Source organism: Alcanivorax sp. HI0044, assembly GCF_001634945.1.
On the sequence record NZ_LWEZ01001803.1, the window covers coordinates 1 to 14,997 of the forward strand.

At 59.5% G+C, this 14,997-nt stretch carries 16 protein-coding genes and 1 pseudogene; 12 read left to right on the forward strand and 5 right to left on the reverse strand.

The window, feature by feature from the left end:
- From A3730_RS26895 to A3730_RS26905, 3 genes and pseudogenes are all read left to right on the forward strand, one after another.
- Positions 1-262 (forward strand): annotated as a pseudogene (locus A3730_RS26895) (putative 4-hydroxy-4-methyl-2-oxoglutarate aldolase); the annotation flags it as partial.
- 97 nt (positions 263-359) lie between these two features.
- The gene (locus A3730_RS26900) at positions 360-770 is read left to right on the forward strand and encodes a CBS domain-containing protein (RefSeq protein WP_063520125.1); all 411 of its coding nucleotides are present in this window, start codon (positions 360-362) and stop codon (positions 768-770) included.
- Between the two features lie 59 nt (positions 771-829).
- Positions 830-1,411, forward strand: a complete 582-nt coding sequence (locus A3730_RS26905) for a DUF805 domain-containing protein (RefSeq protein WP_063520124.1) — start codon at positions 830-832, stop codon at positions 1,409-1,411.
- A gap of 96 nt (positions 1,412-1,507) precedes the next feature.
- Here A3730_RS26905 and A3730_RS26910 read toward each other — a convergent pair whose 3' ends face one another.
- Positions 1,508-2,488 (reverse strand): malate dehydrogenase, encoded by a 981-nt coding sequence (locus A3730_RS26910; RefSeq protein ID WP_063520123.1) that lies wholly within the window; start codon positions 2,486-2,488, stop codon positions 1,508-1,510.
- 144 nt (positions 2,489-2,632) lie between these two features.
- On the opposite strand from A3730_RS26910, the gene A3730_RS26915 reads away from it, so the two are divergent.
- Positions 2,633-3,712 carry a geranylgeranyl reductase family protein gene (locus A3730_RS26915; protein WP_063520122.1) on the forward strand — a complete coding sequence of 360 codons (1,080 nt, stop codon included), beginning with the start codon at positions 2,633-2,635 and terminating at the stop codon, positions 3,710-3,712.
- Here the strand turns inward: A3730_RS26915 and A3730_RS26920 are convergent.
- Both A3730_RS26920 and A3730_RS26925 read right to left on the reverse strand, forming a co-directional pair.
- Positions 3,702-4,766, reverse strand: a complete 1,065-nt coding sequence (locus A3730_RS26920; RefSeq protein WP_063520121.1) for an AraC family transcriptional regulator — start codon at positions 4,764-4,766, stop codon at positions 3,702-3,704. The two genes, A3730_RS26915 and A3730_RS26920, sit on opposite strands and share 11 nt — an antisense overlap.
- A gap of 221 nt (positions 4,767-4,987) precedes the next feature.
- A complete protein-coding gene (locus tag A3730_RS26925) occupies positions 4,988-5,344 on the reverse strand; it encodes a hypothetical protein (RefSeq protein WP_063521099.1) in 357 nt (118 codons plus the stop codon).
- 307 nt (positions 5,345-5,651) lie between these two features.
- Between A3730_RS26925 and A3730_RS26930 the strand changes: the two genes are divergently transcribed.
- The 6 genes from A3730_RS26930 (at position 5,652) to modC (ending at position 11,160) form a co-directional block, all read left to right on the forward strand.
- Entirely contained in the window at positions 5,652-7,172 is a 1,521-nt protein-coding gene (locus A3730_RS26930) for a carboxylesterase/lipase family protein (protein ID WP_063539333.1), read from the forward strand.
- Positions 7,173-7,327: 155 nt separating this feature from the next.
- Positions 7,328-7,687, forward strand: coding sequence for a BolA family transcriptional regulator (locus tag A3730_RS26935; RefSeq protein ID WP_063520057.1), 360 nt, complete (start codon positions 7,328-7,330; stop codon positions 7,685-7,687).
- Positions 7,684-8,637, forward strand: a complete 954-nt coding sequence (locus A3730_RS26940; RefSeq protein WP_063520056.1) for a rhodanese-related sulfurtransferase — start codon at positions 7,684-7,686, stop codon at positions 8,635-8,637. Before A3730_RS26935 ends, A3730_RS26940 begins: the two co-directional genes overlap by 4 nt.
- Before the next feature lie 69 nt (positions 8,638-8,706).
- On the forward strand, positions 8,707-9,435 hold the full coding sequence (gene modA, locus A3730_RS26945; RefSeq protein WP_063520055.1) for a molybdate ABC transporter substrate-binding protein: 729 nt from the start codon (positions 8,707-8,709) through the stop codon (positions 9,433-9,435).
- Positions 9,425-10,111, forward strand: coding sequence for a molybdate ABC transporter permease subunit (gene modB / locus A3730_RS26950; protein ID WP_063520054.1), 687 nt, complete (start codon positions 9,425-9,427; stop codon positions 10,109-10,111). The genes modA and modB overlap by 11 nt, the downstream gene beginning before the upstream one ends.
- Positions 10,108-11,160: a molybdenum ABC transporter ATP-binding protein gene (gene modC, locus A3730_RS26955; RefSeq protein WP_063520053.1), complete on the forward strand. Its 1,053-nt coding sequence runs from the start codon at positions 10,108-10,110 to the stop codon at positions 11,158-11,160. Before modB ends, modC begins: the two co-directional genes overlap by 4 nt.
- On the opposite strand, the gene A3730_RS26960 is transcribed toward modC, so the two are convergent.
- Complete coding sequence (locus A3730_RS26960; protein ID WP_063539334.1) at positions 11,138-12,310, reverse strand: prolipoprotein diacylglyceryl transferase family protein; 1,173 nt, start codon at positions 12,308-12,310, stop codon at positions 11,138-11,140. The genes modC and A3730_RS26960 overlap by 23 nt on opposite strands.
- Before the next feature lie 138 nt (positions 12,311-12,448).
- The gene (locus tag A3730_RS26965) at positions 12,449-12,706 is read right to left on the reverse strand and encodes a hypothetical protein (protein WP_063521635.1); all 258 of its coding nucleotides are present in this window, start codon (positions 12,704-12,706) and stop codon (positions 12,449-12,451) included.
- 160 nt (positions 12,707-12,866) lie between these two features.
- Between A3730_RS26965 and A3730_RS26970 the strand changes: the two genes are divergently transcribed.
- Positions 12,867-14,435 carry a GMC oxidoreductase gene (locus tag A3730_RS26970; protein ID WP_063539336.1) on the forward strand — a complete coding sequence of 523 codons (1,569 nt, stop codon included), beginning with the start codon at positions 12,867-12,869 and terminating at the stop codon, positions 14,433-14,435.
- A 44-nt stretch (positions 14,436-14,479) separates the two neighbouring features.
- Positions 14,480-14,997 (forward strand): hypothetical protein (locus A3730_RS26975; protein ID WP_063539335.1); only part of this gene is annotated, 518 nt, incomplete at its 3' end.

Sequence of the window (14,997 nt, forward strand, 5' to 3'; positions counted from 1 at the left end):
GATCGGTGACATGATCGCGGAAAACGCGGTGAAGAACGGCTGGGAAGGCGTGATTATTTACGGTGCCTGCCGTGACGTGGATGCGCTGGCGACACTGGATATCGGTGTCATCACGCAAGGCTGTGTGCCAATTAAATCCGTTCGTCGTGACGAAGGGCAGCTGAATATCGACATCACCTTCGGTGGCGTGACCTTCCGCCCGGGCGAATTCGTCTATGCGGATAACAACGGCATTATCACCGCACCGAAGGCACTCGTGTGACGTTAGCTGTTAGCGATTGTTGTTAAGAATCCTGCTATAAAGAACAAAATCACAAATGGCCGGCATGATGCCGGCTCTCACTGCACAGGGAAGAATTATGCTCAAGTCCATGCATGTGGCGGAGTACATGAGCCGCCGTCTGGTCACCTTTTCCCCCGATATGTCCGTGAGTGAAGCCATTCGTGTATTGCTGGAAAATCAGATTTCCGGTGGCCCGGTGGTGGATGAAACGGGCCGTGTGGTGGGGGTCTTTTCCGAATCCGACTGTCTTAAGGGCGCGCTGGAAGCAAGCTACCACGGTACAGACATCGGTTCGGTAAAGGAGTACATGAGTGTGGATCTGCAGACCGTGGAAGGCTCGGATTCCATTCTGGATGTGGCAGAAATTTTTCTTGCGGATCATCGCCGTCGGCTACCGGTGCTGGACAGCGGAAAACTGATCGGACAGATCAGTCGTCGGGATTTACTGCGTGCCATGGATGACTTCGGTCGGCGCCATACGCTGTAACGATTGCGAAGCATTCATTTTTGACTGTTTTTTTAACCTTGAACCCAGGGGGAGTACCCATGAACCAACCCTATCAGGCACCCAATGCAGATGTTGCTGTTGCCGGTAACCAGGACACCTATCAGCCCAAGTTTCTGTCTTTGTCAGGGCGTATCGGCCGTATGCGCTATTTCGTGTATGCCGCTGGTCTGACCTTGTTGTTCTATCTTGTGGTCGGGGTGGCAGCCGCGATTCTGATTCCAAGCATGATGAGCGCCGGGGACGCTGACATCGGCGTGGGTGCAATGATCATGGGCCTGATTGCCACCGTGGCTTTCATCGGTGTGATGGTGATGAGCTGGGGCTACATGGTACGTCGTCTCAACGACATCAACGCCAGCGGCTGGTTGAGCCTGCTCATGCTGGTGCCGATTGCCAACCTGGTGCTGGGTCTGGTGATGTTGTTCAAACGCGGTAGCGAAGGCAGCAACCAGTACGGCGCCGCTCCGGTCGGCAATTCCGGTGGCGTAAAAGCCGCCTTTGTGATTGTGCTGTTGTTGATGGTGGGCTACTTCGGTGTGCTGTTCCCGCTCACCATGGCCAACTATGCACAGTATGCACAACAGGCCCAGATGCAGCAGATGGATTATTCTGAATACTGATCGCTCGTTACATGCTGAGTGAAGCATGTTGCAGCCGCAGAGCGGCACAAAAAAGGGGCTCCGAAGAGCCCCTTTTTTTATTACCCGACCTGAGCCTTACGGCAGCAGGTGAGAAACGGCGTCACGTTCTTCCGCCAGTTCCTGCTCGGTAGCTTGCATCTTGCCACGGGAGAAGTCGTTGACTTCCAGGCCCTGAACGATAGTCCAGTCGCCGTCTTTGCAGGTGCAGGGGAAGGAGTAGATCAGGCCTTCCTGGATGCCGTAGGAACCATCGCTGTAGATACCCATGGAAACCCAGTCACCTTCGTCGGTACCCAGTGCCCAGGAACGCATGTGGTCCACAGCGGCGTTGGCAGCTGAGGCAGCAGAGGAAGCGCCACGGGCCTTGATGATGGCCGCACCACGCTGTTGCACAGTCGGGATGTAGTCGTTTTCGTACCAGTCTTGCTCAACCTGATCGATGGCCACTTTGCCATCCACTTCGCAGTGGTGCAGATCAGGGTACTGGGTGGAAGAGTGGTTGCCCCAGATGAGCATTTTCTTCACGTCATTGACGGTTTTGCCCAGCTTGTTGGCCAGCTGCGCCATGGCACGGTTGTGGTCCAGGCGGGTCATGGCAGTAAACTGACGGGGATCGATGTCCGGCGCATTGCGCTGGGCGATCAGGGCGTTGGTGTTGGCCGGGTTACCGACAACCAGGACTTTGATGCCTTTGCTGGCATTGTCGTTGATGGCTTTACCCTGGGCGGAGAAGATGGCTGCGTTAGCTTCCAGCAGGTCTTTACGCTCCATGCCCGGACCACGCGGACGAGCACCAACCAGCAGCGCGTAATCGGCGTCTTTGAAGGCCACGTTGGCATCGTCGGTACCGGTAATGCCGGCAACCAGCGGGAATGCGCAATCTTCCAGCTCCATGATGACCCCGTTCAGGGCTTCCAGAGCAGGGGTGATTTCGAGCAGCTGCAGAATAACGGGCTGATCTTTGCCGAGCATATCGCCGGAAGCGATGCGGAACAGTAGGGAATAGCTGATTTGGCCAGCGGCGCCGGTGACGGCTACGCGTACGGGTGCTTTCATGAACAATCTCCTAGCTTTAATTCGGGAGAACTTATGTGGGCTGAAACCGAGGGGACCGCTGAGCAAGGTCCGTGGGTCAGGGTCCCGGACGGCGCGCATTATAAAGGACCCGGCGGCTAATCGCACGGAATCAGGGGGAGATATATGACGAACTGGGATGTGTTGATTGTCGGCGCCGGTCAGGCGGGCTGCGCAGCGGCATGGGATCTGGCTGCGGCCGGGTTGAAAGTGGCCGTGATTTCGCGGCCCCGGTCACGGGGAAAGCCTTGTGCGGGCGGGGTCACGGAGAAAGCGTTGGCGCGCTACCGATTCAGCATTGCGCCGGTGGTGCGCGAAGCGGTTACTTCCCTGGCGGTGAGTCATTCGTCCTCGCCGGTGCGTCACCTCAGCAGCGCCACGCCGTTCTGTGTCATGACCGAACGGGCAGAGCTGGATGCGTTTTGCCGAGAGCAGGCAGAACAGCAAGGTGCCGTGTTCCATGAGACTGCAGGCCTGAGACTCATAGAGCAAGGCTCAAGCTGGGTCCGCGTGAAGACCCGTGAGGGAGACTCCTTTTCTGCGTCCTGGCTGATCGCAGCGGACGGAGCCAACAGCGCCGTGGCGCGGATGCTGGGGGAACGTCACCTGCCTGGAGCCATGGCCATTGAAGGGTGCGTGCCCCGGGAAAAGGTGAGCGATTATCCGCCGATGACGCTGGATTTTGGTGTTATTCGCGGCGGTTATGGCTGGCTGTTTCCCAAGGGCGACCATGTGAATGTGGGGCTCTATGTCTGGCGGCACGGGGTGGCGGCACCGGAACGTGCGGCGCTGCAGCGCTATTGCCGGGCACGCCTGGGGGCAGAGGCGGAGCACGTGGCGGGCTATCCGCTGGGCACCTGGCTGCCGAAAGCCCGGTTGGTCAATGGCCGTGTGCTGTTCGCGGGCGATGCGGCGGGTTGCACAGAGGTGTTACTGGGCGAGGGAATCTACGGCGCGGTACTCAGTGGTCAACTCGCTGCACAAGCGGTGCTGGGCGAAAGGCCAGAGGTGTCCTATCCCCGTGCGTTGGCGGGGTGGCGAGAAGAGCTGCAGCACGTCAGCCGCCTTGGGCAGCTTTTCTATGGCTTGCTCCCGGTGTCCACGCGGATGTTACAGGGGCGGTTGGGCGCCACCCTGGTCAACGGCTTTGCACAGGGGCTGACGCTGGGCCAGTGCAAACGTCAGTGGCGGGGGCTCAGTCGTTGAAGGTTTGATTGCCCTGACTATCGCGGTACTGCACCGGCGTCATCTCAAACCAGCGTTTAAAGGCACGGTTGAACGCGCTTTGTTCGGAATAGCCCAAATCCAGGGCGATCTGATTAACGGAACGTTCGCTGTGCAGCAGCCAGTCGCAGGCAAGGCGGCGGCGCTCATCTTCCAGCAGGCTGGAAAAATCCGTGTTTTCGGCCCGTAGCTGTCGACGCAGGGTCCAGGGTTTGACACCCAGCTGATCGGCGATGGGCTCCAGCTGCGGGACGCCTTGTTGCAGGCGTTTCTGGATTTCCAGGCGCACCTGTTCCAGCAGGTTGTCGCGGGCGTGGTACTGGGTGACAGCCCGTTGCATGCGTGAGCGAGCCACCTTGTGCACTTCCGGGTCGGCATCGCGCAGGGGCAAATCCAGCAGATGGCCGGGTAGCACAATGGCATTTTCCGGCTGACTGAAAGTGACGTCGCAACGGAAGATGCGCTGGTACTCGGCTTCGTCGCCCTGGGGGGCGTGTTTGAAAAGAATGCGTGCCGGGTTCAGCTCCTGGCCAATCAGCCAGCGCCCGTAAACGATGGCGGCGGCGAAATTGGCGTCCACCCGGGCTGGATAGGTGGGCAGGTCTTCCAGATCACTTTCCCACATCAGCCACAGCGTTTTATCGCCATGGTGTTCGCGCCACTCAAAACGCAATTGGGCGTATTCGGTGGTGACTTTCATAAAGGGAATCATCAACTCGATGGCGTCCCCCAGCGTGGCGCTGGACATGCTGGCGTAGCCCAGTTCGCCCATGAAGCGCGGACGGATGCCTTCCCCCATATGCAGCCCAAATAGCGGATCTGCACTGCCAGCGATAGCCTGTTTCAGTAACTGGTTTTCGATGGCCATGGAAATCCGCGACTGTGGATCTTCCAGGTCGTCGTTGCTGATGCCGGACTCCACCAGTGCATAGCTCAGGTCAACGCCGGCGCGCAGAGCAGCATCCAGCAGGTATTCCAGCCAGAAAGGCGCGACGGTTTTGTGCTTCAGAGAGGCAGAAAGATTAGCGGACGGCATGGGCTCGCAGTTGTTGTTATCGGGTACAGAGCCACTTAGATAACGAGACGTAGCGTGGCAAGTCAACACTTGGCGTGTGGATAAGTGCGTATTGCTGGTTTATTGACCGTGTTGGCGAGCTTATGGCTCTAATGGGCTGGTGGCAGAAGTCAAAGCAGGAAAAGAGAGAGGAAGGAGTAATGTGCCGGGAGCGGCTGAGCCACTCCCGGGACATCGGGTCTTTATTTGGCTTCTTTAGCCAGTTTGTTGACCTTGCGGGTCAGCGAAGTCAGCTTCTTGTTCAGCGCTTCAACTTCGTCGCGGGTCGGCAGGCCCAGTGCGGCGGCAACTTTGCTGCGCACTTCGTCCAGCTGGGAGGGCTGGGCTTTGGTGGTTTTCTTCTGGGGCTTGCTGGCGGCTTTCTGGCGTTTTTCGCCGGCTTTCACCAGGTTCTGGAACAGCTCATTGCCATTGTTTTCCAGACGAGTGTAGGCACCACGAACAGCGTTGTTGATTTTTTCCAGCGCGGCCTTGGTTTCGGTGGCCACTTGCTCATAGCGTTCGTTGACACGTTGCTCAATGGTTGCGGTTTTGCTCATAGGGGCTTCCCTCCGTAGAAAATTCAATGGATTCACAAAGCCCTCGATGTTGCCTCTATGAGGGCGTGAACAAGTGTAAGTCACTAATAAGGCAAGATTGTTAATGTTGTCTAACAATTAAACAGGCGAATTGGCCTACTCATTAGTATGTGTTTTGCTAGGCTGGAGCGCTGGTATTGGGCGACAGGCAAATGGCGCGGTCCGCCAGTTATGCATGGCTTGGTTAAAGCGGGGGTCAGTGGCGTTTATCGTTGCTGAAGCGGGTTAATTTTCAGGCCGGCGCCAGCTGGCAAAACAGGAGTGGTAGATGACGGCAGTAACCCGGCAAGGGCGTTACCAGGGGCTTGGCAATAAGGGCGTAACTGAATACCGCGGCGTGCCGTTTGCGCGTGCGCCGCTGGGCGAGTTGCGCTTCAAGGCGCCGCAACCCCTGGCTGACAGTGAGGCGGAGCAAACGGCGGATCATTACCCGATGCCCTCGCTGCAAATGAAAAACCCGGTGATGGGCATTCAGGAATCCAGCGAAGATTGCCTGTACCTGAATATCTGGGTGCCGGACGGCGAAGGGCCTTTCCCGGTGATGGTGTGGTTCCACGGTGGGGGTTACCTGGCGGGCTCGGTGTCGCAGGTTCTCTATAACGGTGCCGAACTGGCGCGTAGCCAGAATGTGGTGGTGGTGAATGCCGCCTACCGGCTGGGGGCCATGGGGTTTGCGGATTTCTCTGCGGTGGCACCGCAGCTGGAAGCAGACACCAACCTGGGCATGCGCGACCAACTGGCCGCGCTGCAATGGGTACAGGAAAACATCGGTGCCTTTGCCGGTGATTGCGGGCAAGTGACGATTTTCGGTGAGTCTGCCGGAGGCTTCAGTGTCGGCGCGCTGTTGGCCTGCCCCCAGGCGAAAGACCTGTTCCATAGTGCGATCACCCAGTCTGGTGCTGCCGATTTTGTGCTCGCCCCGGATCAGGTGCGCAAGGTGACCGACGCCTTTGTGGATGCACTACCGGGGGCGGGCAGCGCAGCCGAGAAATTGGCCAGTGCCGATGACAAGAGTTGGATCAAGGCCCAGAACGCCGCCGTCAAGGTGCTGGTCGATCGCGGGCTACGCACAACCACGCCGCAGTTTGCCATGAACTTTCTGCCCATGGTCGACGGTGACTTGCTGCCGGCACTGCCGATCGACGCGATTGCCGCAGGGGCGGCAGCGGACAAGTGCCTGCTGGCCGGTGTCTGCCGTGATGAATTCCACTTCTTTCAGTATGCCGGGGTGCTGGCGGGCACCACCACCATGGATGCGTTGAAGCAGATTGACGACGACGAGATTCTGCGGCGCTTTGAGCGGGCGCTGCCGGGCAATGGTGCCCGGGCGCTGGATTATTACCAGTCCACGGTGGCGCCGGATAGCCGTCGTAGCCGGCTGGACTTCCTGTCGGCCATGGAGTCGGATCGCCTGTTCCGGGTGCCAACGGTCCGGCTGTTGGATGCCCAAAGCAAGCATAACGCGCAGTGCTGGGGCTTCCAGTTCACCTGGCAGAGCGAGCCTTTCGGCATCCCTTTGGGGGCTTGCCATGTGGTGGATGTGGCTTTTGTGTTTGGCGTGACCGATACGCCTGCGGGCATGTATTTTACCGGTGGCACCGATGAAGCCCGGGCACTGTCCCGGAAGGTGCAGGATGCCTGGGGCGCCTTTGCCCGTGGGGATTCACCGGGTTGGGATGGCTGGCGCAACGACCGTCAGGTTTGTCAGCTGGGTCCGGGAGAGCCCCGGGCAGCCTTGCTGGATGAGGCCGGCGAACAGCTCTGGCAGGCGATTATCCCCACGGTTTAATGACGTCCCGGGCAGCTGTATTTTCTCTGTGCCCTCAAACCCCGTAGAATACGCGCCCCGCGAGGGGCGTTAGGCCCTGCTGTGACTGGTATAATCAGTCCATTCGCCGTGTTTTCCCGAACGGCCCCGGCCCGGTTTTATCTGTGAGGTGGACCATGAGTGTAGCGACATTGATCGAGCGCAAGGTTTTCGAGGCGGTGCCTGTGGCACATTTCGCGCTGGAAAATGAAAGCCACAAGCACAGCGTGCCGCCGAACTCGGAAACGCATTTCAAGCTGGTGCTGGTGAGCGACGCCTTTGACGGCATGATGCCGGTACGTCGCCACCAGATGTTGTACAAGATTCTGGCCGAAGAACTGGATGGCCCGGTCCATGCACTGGCTTTGCATACCCATACCCCGGCGGAATGGCAGGCAAAAGGGGGCGAGATACTGGCGTCACCGGATTGCCTGGGTGGCAGTAAACACGATCCGCAGATGACGGCGGGAAAGAACACAGCGGGAGAGAAACAGTGAGCACCCAGCATCGGGTAGAAACCGCAGACAGCATTGTCGTTGCAGCCCTGTACAAGTTTGTTCGCCTGCACGGGTTCGAGCAATTGCAGCAACCCTTGCTGGACCTGATGCATGACAATGATGTGCGTGGCACCCTCTTGCTCGCGGATGAAGGCATTAACGGCACCATTTCCGGCCCGCGGGCGGGTGTGGATACGGTGCTGGGCTGGCTGAAACAGGACGAGCGGCTGGCGACACTGGAGCACAAGGAGTCCTTCCACGACGAACACCCGTTCCTGCGCACCAAGGTGAAGCTGAAAAAAGAGATTGTCACCATGGGCGTTGAAGGCATCGACCCGACCCGCACCGTGGGCACCTACTTGTCGCCGGAAGAGTGGAATACGGTGATTTCCGATCCCGATACCGTGTTGATCGATACCCGCAATGACTATGAAGTGGAAGTGGGCACCTTCAAGGGGGCCATTAACCCGGAAACCCGTACCTTCCGTGAATTCCCTGACTACGTGAAAGAGACCCTGGACCCGGCCAAACACAAGAAGGTGGCCATGTTCTGCACCGGTGGCATCCGCTGCGAGAAGTCCACCGCGTACCTGAAAGAGCAGGGCTTTGAAGAGGTCTACCACCTGAAAGGGGGCATTCTCAAATACCTGGAAGAAATGCCCAAGGAAGACTCCCTGTGGGAAGGGGAGTGCTTTGTGTTTGATGAGCGGGTGACCGTAGACCATGATCTGAACCCCGGTGAATTTGATCAGTGCCATGCCTGCCGCCGGCCGATCAGCGATGAAGACAAACGCAGCGAACAATTCCAGCTTGGGGTGTCATGCCCGAAGTGCTACGACGAATCCTCCCCTGAACAGAAGCAGCGCTTTGCGGAACGGCAGAAACAGATTGAACTGGCCCGGGCGCGTGGCCGCCAGCATCGAGGGCAGAACCCGCGCAAATCTTCCTGACAGTGCTTCACGGCTGACTTAGACTGGGCGATTCCCGGTCCTGGTCTCGGGATAGTCACGGAGTGTTTGATGCGGATTCTGGTTTTTCTTTTGATGAGTGTGCTCAGCGCCCCGGTGCTGGCCGGCAACGCCCAGGTGGCGGTGGCCGCCAACTTTGCACAAACGCTCAAACAACTGATCACGCTGTACATAAAGAGCCACCCGGATGACCGGATCGGCGTGACCGTGGCCTCCACCGGCAAACTGGCGGCACAAATTCGCCAGGGCGCCCCATACGATATCTTCCTCGCGGCCGATCAGCGCCGCCCCGCTGAACTGGCACAAGAAGGCTTGTTACTCCCGGCATCGATCCGTACCTATGCCCAGGGCATTCTGGTGCTGTGGACGCCGGCCCGTGGCGTTCCGTTGGGGCCCGAGAGTTTGCGTCAGGGTAATGTGCAGCCATTGGCGCTGGCGAACGCGCGTACCGCTCCCTATGGCGTGGCGGCGGAAGCAGTCCTGGCGCGGGTGAATCTGCCCGTGGCCGTCAAACAGGTGACCGCAGAGAATGTGGGGCAGAGCTATCACTTTGCCCATAGCGGAGCGGCCGCGGCGGCCTTCGTGGCCCTGAGCCAGGTACAGCAGCAGGGCGGAAGCCAGTGGCGTGTCCCGGCGGACTGGTATGCACCGATTGTTCAGCAGGGTGGACTGCTTGGCGCCAATGCCACCGCGCAGCGTTTTTACGACTTCCTGTTCAGTCCCCAGGCGCAGACGTTGATCGACCAGGCGGGTTACCGGGTGCCTGACGATGCTTTCTGAGGGGGACTGGCTTGCTCTGGGCGTCAGTATTCAGCTGGCGTTGCTCACCACAGTGATACTCATGGTGCTTTGTACGCCTTTGGCCTGGTGGCTGGCTCGTCGACGACTACCCGGCCAGGCTTTGCTGGAGGCGGTGTTGGCCTTACCGCTGGTGCTGCCTCCTTCGGTGCTGGGTTTTTACTTGTTGATCGGGCTGGGCCCGAACGGGCCGGGGGGCTGGCTGGCAGAGGTATTCGCGCAACGTTCACTGGCGTTTACCTTTACCGGACTGGTGATCGGCTCTGTGCTGTATTCGCTGCCCTTCGTTCTGCAACCGTTGAAAAACGCGTTTTCTGCCATTGATTCACAGCAATTGGACATGGCCGCCGTTGCTGGCGCCCGGCCCCGCGACCGTTTTTTCTCCCTGGTGCTTCCCCAGTGCCGGGAGGGATATGCCAGCGCGGCGATTTTGGGGTTCGCGCATACCCTGGGCGAGTTCGGCGTGGTGTTGATGATTGGTGGCAGCCTGTCCGGGGAAACCCGGGTGGCCTCTGTTGCCCTGTATGAGCATGTGGAAGCCGGCGATTATGCCAGTGCCCATCGGCTCGCAGCCGTGCTGCTGGGGCTGTCGTTATTGCTGCTGTGGGGGCTGTTCCGCTGGCAGCGTCGCCGGCCGGGTCTGGGGGCCATGCCATGAGCCTGGAGCTGTCAGTACAGGGCCTGCGGGGCAGTTTTCGATTGCAGGTGGAGGCGACGCTGCAGCCCCGGGGCGTCACGGTGTTGTTTGGGCCTTCCGGGGCTGGCAAGAGTTCGTTGCTACGGATGGTGGCGGGGCTGGACCATTGCGAGGGTGCGATCAGCTTTGCCGACCAGGCGTGGTTGTCACAAGACGTTGAGCTGGCGCCGTGGCAACGGCCCATCGGCATGTTGTTTCAGCAGCCCACCCTGTTTCGCCACCTCACCGTGCAGGGCAACTTGGAGTATGTGGCCCGGCGCCGTCAGAGCCCGGCGGGGCAGCAAGCGCAGGTGATCGAACAAACCGGCATTGGCCCGTTGCTGGCCCGGCGGGTGGAGGGCTTGTCTGGCGGGGAAAGCCAGCGGGTGGCGTTGGCGCGGGCCATGCTGGGGGCGCCGCAACTGCTGCTGCTTGATGAGCCGCTGTCGGCGCTGGATGAGGCGCATAAGCGTGAACTTCTGGATCTGATTGCCCTGGCCGCGCGCACCGTGCCGGTGTTGTACGTGACCCACAATATGGACGAGCTTCTGCGCCTGGCGGATCAGGTCTGGTTGATGGAGCGCGGCCGCATTATTGCCCAAGGGCCGGCCAGCCAGGAGCTGTCGCGTCTGGATGGCTCCCTGGCTCAACGCGCGGACGCGACAGCGCTATTGGCTGGCCTGGTGGCGGACTACGCCCGTGAGGATCATTTGCAGGGCATCACCGTGGGGGATGCTACGCTGTGGCTGCCTGTTGAGCAGCAGCTGGTTGCCGGTGAGTCTGTGCGGCTGCGCATTGCCGCCCGGGATGTGAGCCTTTGTCTGAGCGCGCCGGGCGACAGCAGTATTCTCAATATTCTGCCGGCCCGGGTGGTCGGCTTGCGTGAGGTCGGGCCCGGGCAATGCCTGGTTCAACTTACTCTGGCCGGGCAGTGCATCCTGGCCCGGATCTCCGGGCGTTCTGCTCGTCAGCTTTCCCTGTTTCCCGGTGCCGATGTCTATGCCCAGATCAAGGCCGTGGCGCTGGTGTAGAACGGCGCAGGGTGGCGCCGAGGGAAGCGGTGCCTGACGGCTGCCCTGTGTCCTTCTTGTCATGCTGGTGATGCTCACCCTCGCAGCCGGCCTGGCTGCGCCAGTCGGCGGCCAGCCCGAATCGTAGCTCACCGGTGGTGATGGTGCTGGTGCCCGAGAAGAAAAACATGACAACCGTAATCAACTGCAGGCACAGGATGACTCCAGGCGTCCACAGTGCACCTAGCCCTGCGTGGAGTAACGGTTGCAAATCACTATGGCTGGGCAGCGCGATACTGATAGCCACACCGTACAGGGCAGCGAGCAACGCCATCAGCTGATAGACCGAGAACAGCTTGCTGCCTCCACGGTAATCCGCTCGCAGCGTTTCCGAATACACCCGCCAAAGCTGGCTACCCACCAGGCTCAGGGCAAAGGCCAGGGCAAATAACTGGTGGAAGAACAGGGCACTGCATAACAGTGCCAATGCCGTGTAGAGCACGCAGGTTACTGCCTGAATGGGAATGACTTTGACGGCTTCCATTTCCCCGGCAAAGGCGATTTTCTTGGTTTTGCCGATAAAGACATGGTTGAGCGTGGCAAACATGCGCCGGGCCCAGCCGGGAGCATCGTTGAGCGCTTTACCGTAACAGCAACCGAAGCTGATACAGGCCAGTCGACCGATGCCTTCCCCCATCACATAGGCGATGGACATGGCTGCCAGCATGGGCAAGGTGGGTAGTGGTGTGTCCCACCAGTGCTGGCTGGCCTTGTCCGCCAGCCACAGGAACAGCGGCGCAATGATAATACCCACGAAACTGGCGCCGCCGACGGTAAACCCGTGGCGATTTTTTTCTACCACGGTGGCAATGATTTTGGCTGCCGGAAGGCAAATGGCTAACACTCCCAGCGTCAGGAGCACTGTAGCCATCAGTGAAACACCGACGGCGGCAGTAAGAAGAATGAACGTGGCAACGCCGAACCCGCCGGCCAGGCCGGTAAATAAACCGTAGAAGGTCAAATTCAGGCCCTGCCAGGAACCGTCACCGTTTTTTTTCAAGGGCAGGGACGCGACAAATTGCCAGCGCTCCTCGGGAAGGTGGCGGAACAATTGACGAAATCCAAGCCCGAACAGCAGGGCACAGACGAGCAGAAACAGATCTGCAGCCATGAGCTAGCTCCTTCGACGGTTTCGCCAAGGGTGTCGCCAAAAGGGTGCGAATGAATGACAGCGCGGTGACGCTTCAATGACAGCGTGCAAGGGGTATGCGCAAACAGGATGGATACGAAGGAAATATTGCCGGGGAAATCAGTCGCGGTTACGCAGAAAGCTCTCTGCCGCTTGCACGATCAACTCGGTAACAGAGCGGTCTTCCATCAACGCCTGCATTTTAAGTCGTTTGTGCAAATCGGCGGGAATGTCGGCGGTGAGGCGCCGGTAGCCTTCACGAACCGCACCTTGCCGCGCCGTTGCCTGCCGCGAAGTGCTGGCCGCTTTTTTGGGGGCAGCAGCCCGCTTGCGGGGGCGTTTTTTCTCTTCAATAGTAACGAAATCAATCTGTTCCATGGGTGCTGCTGTGGGCCGGCGAAGATGGTGGTCAGGTTACTGGAAAGCGGTGTAAATGGACAGGATTGGCGCTTAAATTTATAGTGCAAAAATTAGTGTAGGAAGACGGTTGGACGCTGGGATAGCTGATAACGAAAAGCAGAAAAATACTGGGGACAACATGGAAAAGGTTGATGTGCTGGTCATCGGCAGTGGCTTCGGGGGCGCTGTGATGGCATGCCGCCTGGCTGAGAAGGGAAGCAAGGTGGTGGTGCTGGAGCGGGGCAGGCGCTGGTTGCCCGGTGAGTACCCGTCCGTGTCCCAAGCAGACTGGCTTTGGGATGAAGATGAGCCGGAAAAACAGAACGGCTGGATTGATTTTCGCAATTTCGGTGACATGAGTATTGCCATGGGGGCCGGGGTTGGCGGCGGCTCGCTGATTTATGCCAACGTCAGTATTGAAGCCAGGCCCGAGGCTTTTGAACACGGTTGGCCGCAGGCCATCGATTACGCCACCCTGAAACCCTATTACGACATCACTGGCGTGATGCTCAATGTGCAGACATTGCCGACGAGCCAGTGGACGCCACGCACTCACCTGATGAAAGAAGCGGCGGAGGCGGTCGGCGCCGGAGACCGGTTCACGGTGGTGCCCCAGGCGATTACGTTTGATCCAGAGTGGCGCGCGGAAAACGACGATTCGTTTGATTACCGCCATAGTAAAAGCTGGGTCAACGCCCAGGGCAAAGAGCAGGGGACCTGCACCCATTGCGGTAATTGCGATCTGGGTTGCCCGGTGAAAGCCAAGAATACCCTGGATCTGAATTACCTGGCGGCAGCGGAAAGTGCTGGCGCGCAGATTCGTCCGCTGCATCACGTGCGCACGATTCGTCCGCTGGCCTCCGGGGGCTATGAGGTGCAGGCCATGGATCTGGATGCTCGTGGCTGGCGCGGTTTCCGGGCTGACAAGGTGATCGTGGCTGCTGGCTCCATGGGCTCCACCGAACTGTTACTGCGCTGCCGGGATCAGTTCAAGACGCTGCCCAAACTCAGCCGCAAGCTCGGGCACAACTGGAGCAGTAACGGCGATTTTGCCACGGCGGCTTTCTATGAAGATCGTCAGATTTCACCTACGCGGGGCCCGACCATCACCAGCGCCATCGATTATCTGGATGGTTCGGACAATGGCGCCCGGTATTTTGTGGAAGACGGTGGCTTGCCGGATATTCTTGGCAGCTGGCTGGAGCGTTTGGGCAAGCAATCCCGGTTTGCCGGCACCCGGCTGGGTGCGGCCATGCTTAAATATGGCGACAGCAGCAATCCCTTTGGCAAAATGATGCCCTGGTTTGGCCAGGCCATGGATGATCCCGGTGGCACCTTTTCTCTGGGCCGGCGCTGGTACTGGCCATGGAAGCGTGATCGCCTGAAGCTCAAGTGGGATTATCGCAAGGCAGAAAAGGCGGTGCAGGGGCTGGCCGACCGCCATTTGGCGCTGACGGCCGCCACTGGCGGCAACCCGATGACCCCCGCTACCTGGACCTGGTTCAAGAATCTGGTTACACCGCATCCACTGGGTGGCTGCAATATGGCGGATTCTGTGGAACAGGGGGTGGTGAACCATGCCGGGGAAGTGTTCAATTATCCTGGTCTCTATGTTGTGGATGGCGCCATGGTGCCCCGGGCTCTGGGGCTGAACCCGTCACGGACCATTGCGGCGCTGGCGGAGTATTGTGCGGCGCAGATGGATTGAATCTGCCTGAAAACTGAATTGCCTGAAGGGAGAAACGCAACAGCATGAGTGATGCTCGTTTCCATATCGTGTTTTCCGGGAAGTTGGTCGGCGGTGCTGACCTGGCCACGGTGAAGAGCAATCTGGGGCGTTTGTTCAAGATGGACAGCGCCCGGGTTGAGAAACTGTTTTCCGGCCAGCCAGTGGTGATCAAGAAAGATGCCGATCAGGCCATGGCCATGAAGTTTCGCGCGTTGATGAAGCAGGCCGGCGCGGAGTGCGACATCCGGCCTGTATCCGCGGGTGCCTCGCCACCGGCGCCCGCTGCTGCGCCGGTGTCTGCGCCGCAGGCCCAGCCTTCTGCCGTCGAGTCGGGCTCTCCATCAGGGCAGGCCGGGGCTCAGGTACAAAGCAGCGGAGACTTGGAGACCGTGGGGACCATTCGTACCGGCGGAACCGGATTTGCCGGGGCGTTCACGGTAGCGGATGTGGGAGAGGATATGGATAGCGGGGAACAGGCTCCGCCTCCACCTGCCCCTGACGTGAGTCACCTGAGCATGGCCGCGCCGGGAGAGAATCTGGG

Excerpts from the sequence above, each read along its gene's own strand:
- A3730_RS26900 (WP_063520125.1), top strand. The coding sequence starts at position 360 with ATGCTCAAGTCCATGCATGTGGCGGAGTACATGAGCCGCCGTCTGGTC.
- A3730_RS26905 (WP_063520124.1), top strand. The coding sequence starts at position 830 with ATGAACCAACCCTATCAGGCACCCAATGCAGATGTTGCTGTTGCCGGT.
- A3730_RS26910 (WP_063520123.1), bottom strand. The coding sequence starts at position 2,488 with ATGAAAGCACCCGTACGCGTAGCCGTCACCGGCGCCGCTGGCCAAATC.
- A3730_RS26915 (WP_063520122.1), top strand. The coding sequence starts at position 2,633 with ATGACGAACTGGGATGTGTTGATTGTCGGCGCCGGTCAGGCGGGCTGC.
- A3730_RS26920 (WP_063520121.1), bottom strand. The coding sequence starts at position 4,766 with ATGCCGTCCGCTAATCTTTCTGCCTCTCTGAAGCACAAAACCGTCGCG.
- A3730_RS26925 (WP_063521099.1), bottom strand. The coding sequence starts at position 5,344 with ATGAGCAAAACCGCAACCATTGAGCAACGTGTCAACGAACGCTATGAG.
- A3730_RS26930 (WP_063539333.1), top strand. The coding sequence starts at position 5,652 with ATGACGGCAGTAACCCGGCAAGGGCGTTACCAGGGGCTTGGCAATAAG.
- A3730_RS26935 (WP_063520057.1), top strand. The coding sequence starts at position 7,328 with ATGAGTGTAGCGACATTGATCGAGCGCAAGGTTTTCGAGGCGGTGCCT.
- modA (WP_063520055.1), top strand. The coding sequence starts at position 8,707 with ATGCGGATTCTGGTTTTTCTTTTGATGAGTGTGCTCAGCGCCCCGGTG.
- modB (WP_063520054.1), top strand. The coding sequence starts at position 9,425 with ATGCTTTCTGAGGGGGACTGGCTTGCTCTGGGCGTCAGTATTCAGCTG.
- modC (WP_063520053.1), top strand. The coding sequence starts at position 10,108 with ATGAGCCTGGAGCTGTCAGTACAGGGCCTGCGGGGCAGTTTTCGATTG.
- A3730_RS26960 (WP_063539334.1), bottom strand. The coding sequence starts at position 12,310 with ATGGCTGCAGATCTGTTTCTGCTCGTCTGTGCCCTGCTGTTCGGGCTT.
- A3730_RS26965 (WP_063521635.1), bottom strand. The coding sequence starts at position 12,706 with ATGGAACAGATTGATTTCGTTACTATTGAAGAGAAAAAACGCCCCCGC.
- A3730_RS26970 (WP_063539336.1), top strand. The coding sequence starts at position 12,867 with ATGGAAAAGGTTGATGTGCTGGTCATCGGCAGTGGCTTCGGGGGCGCT.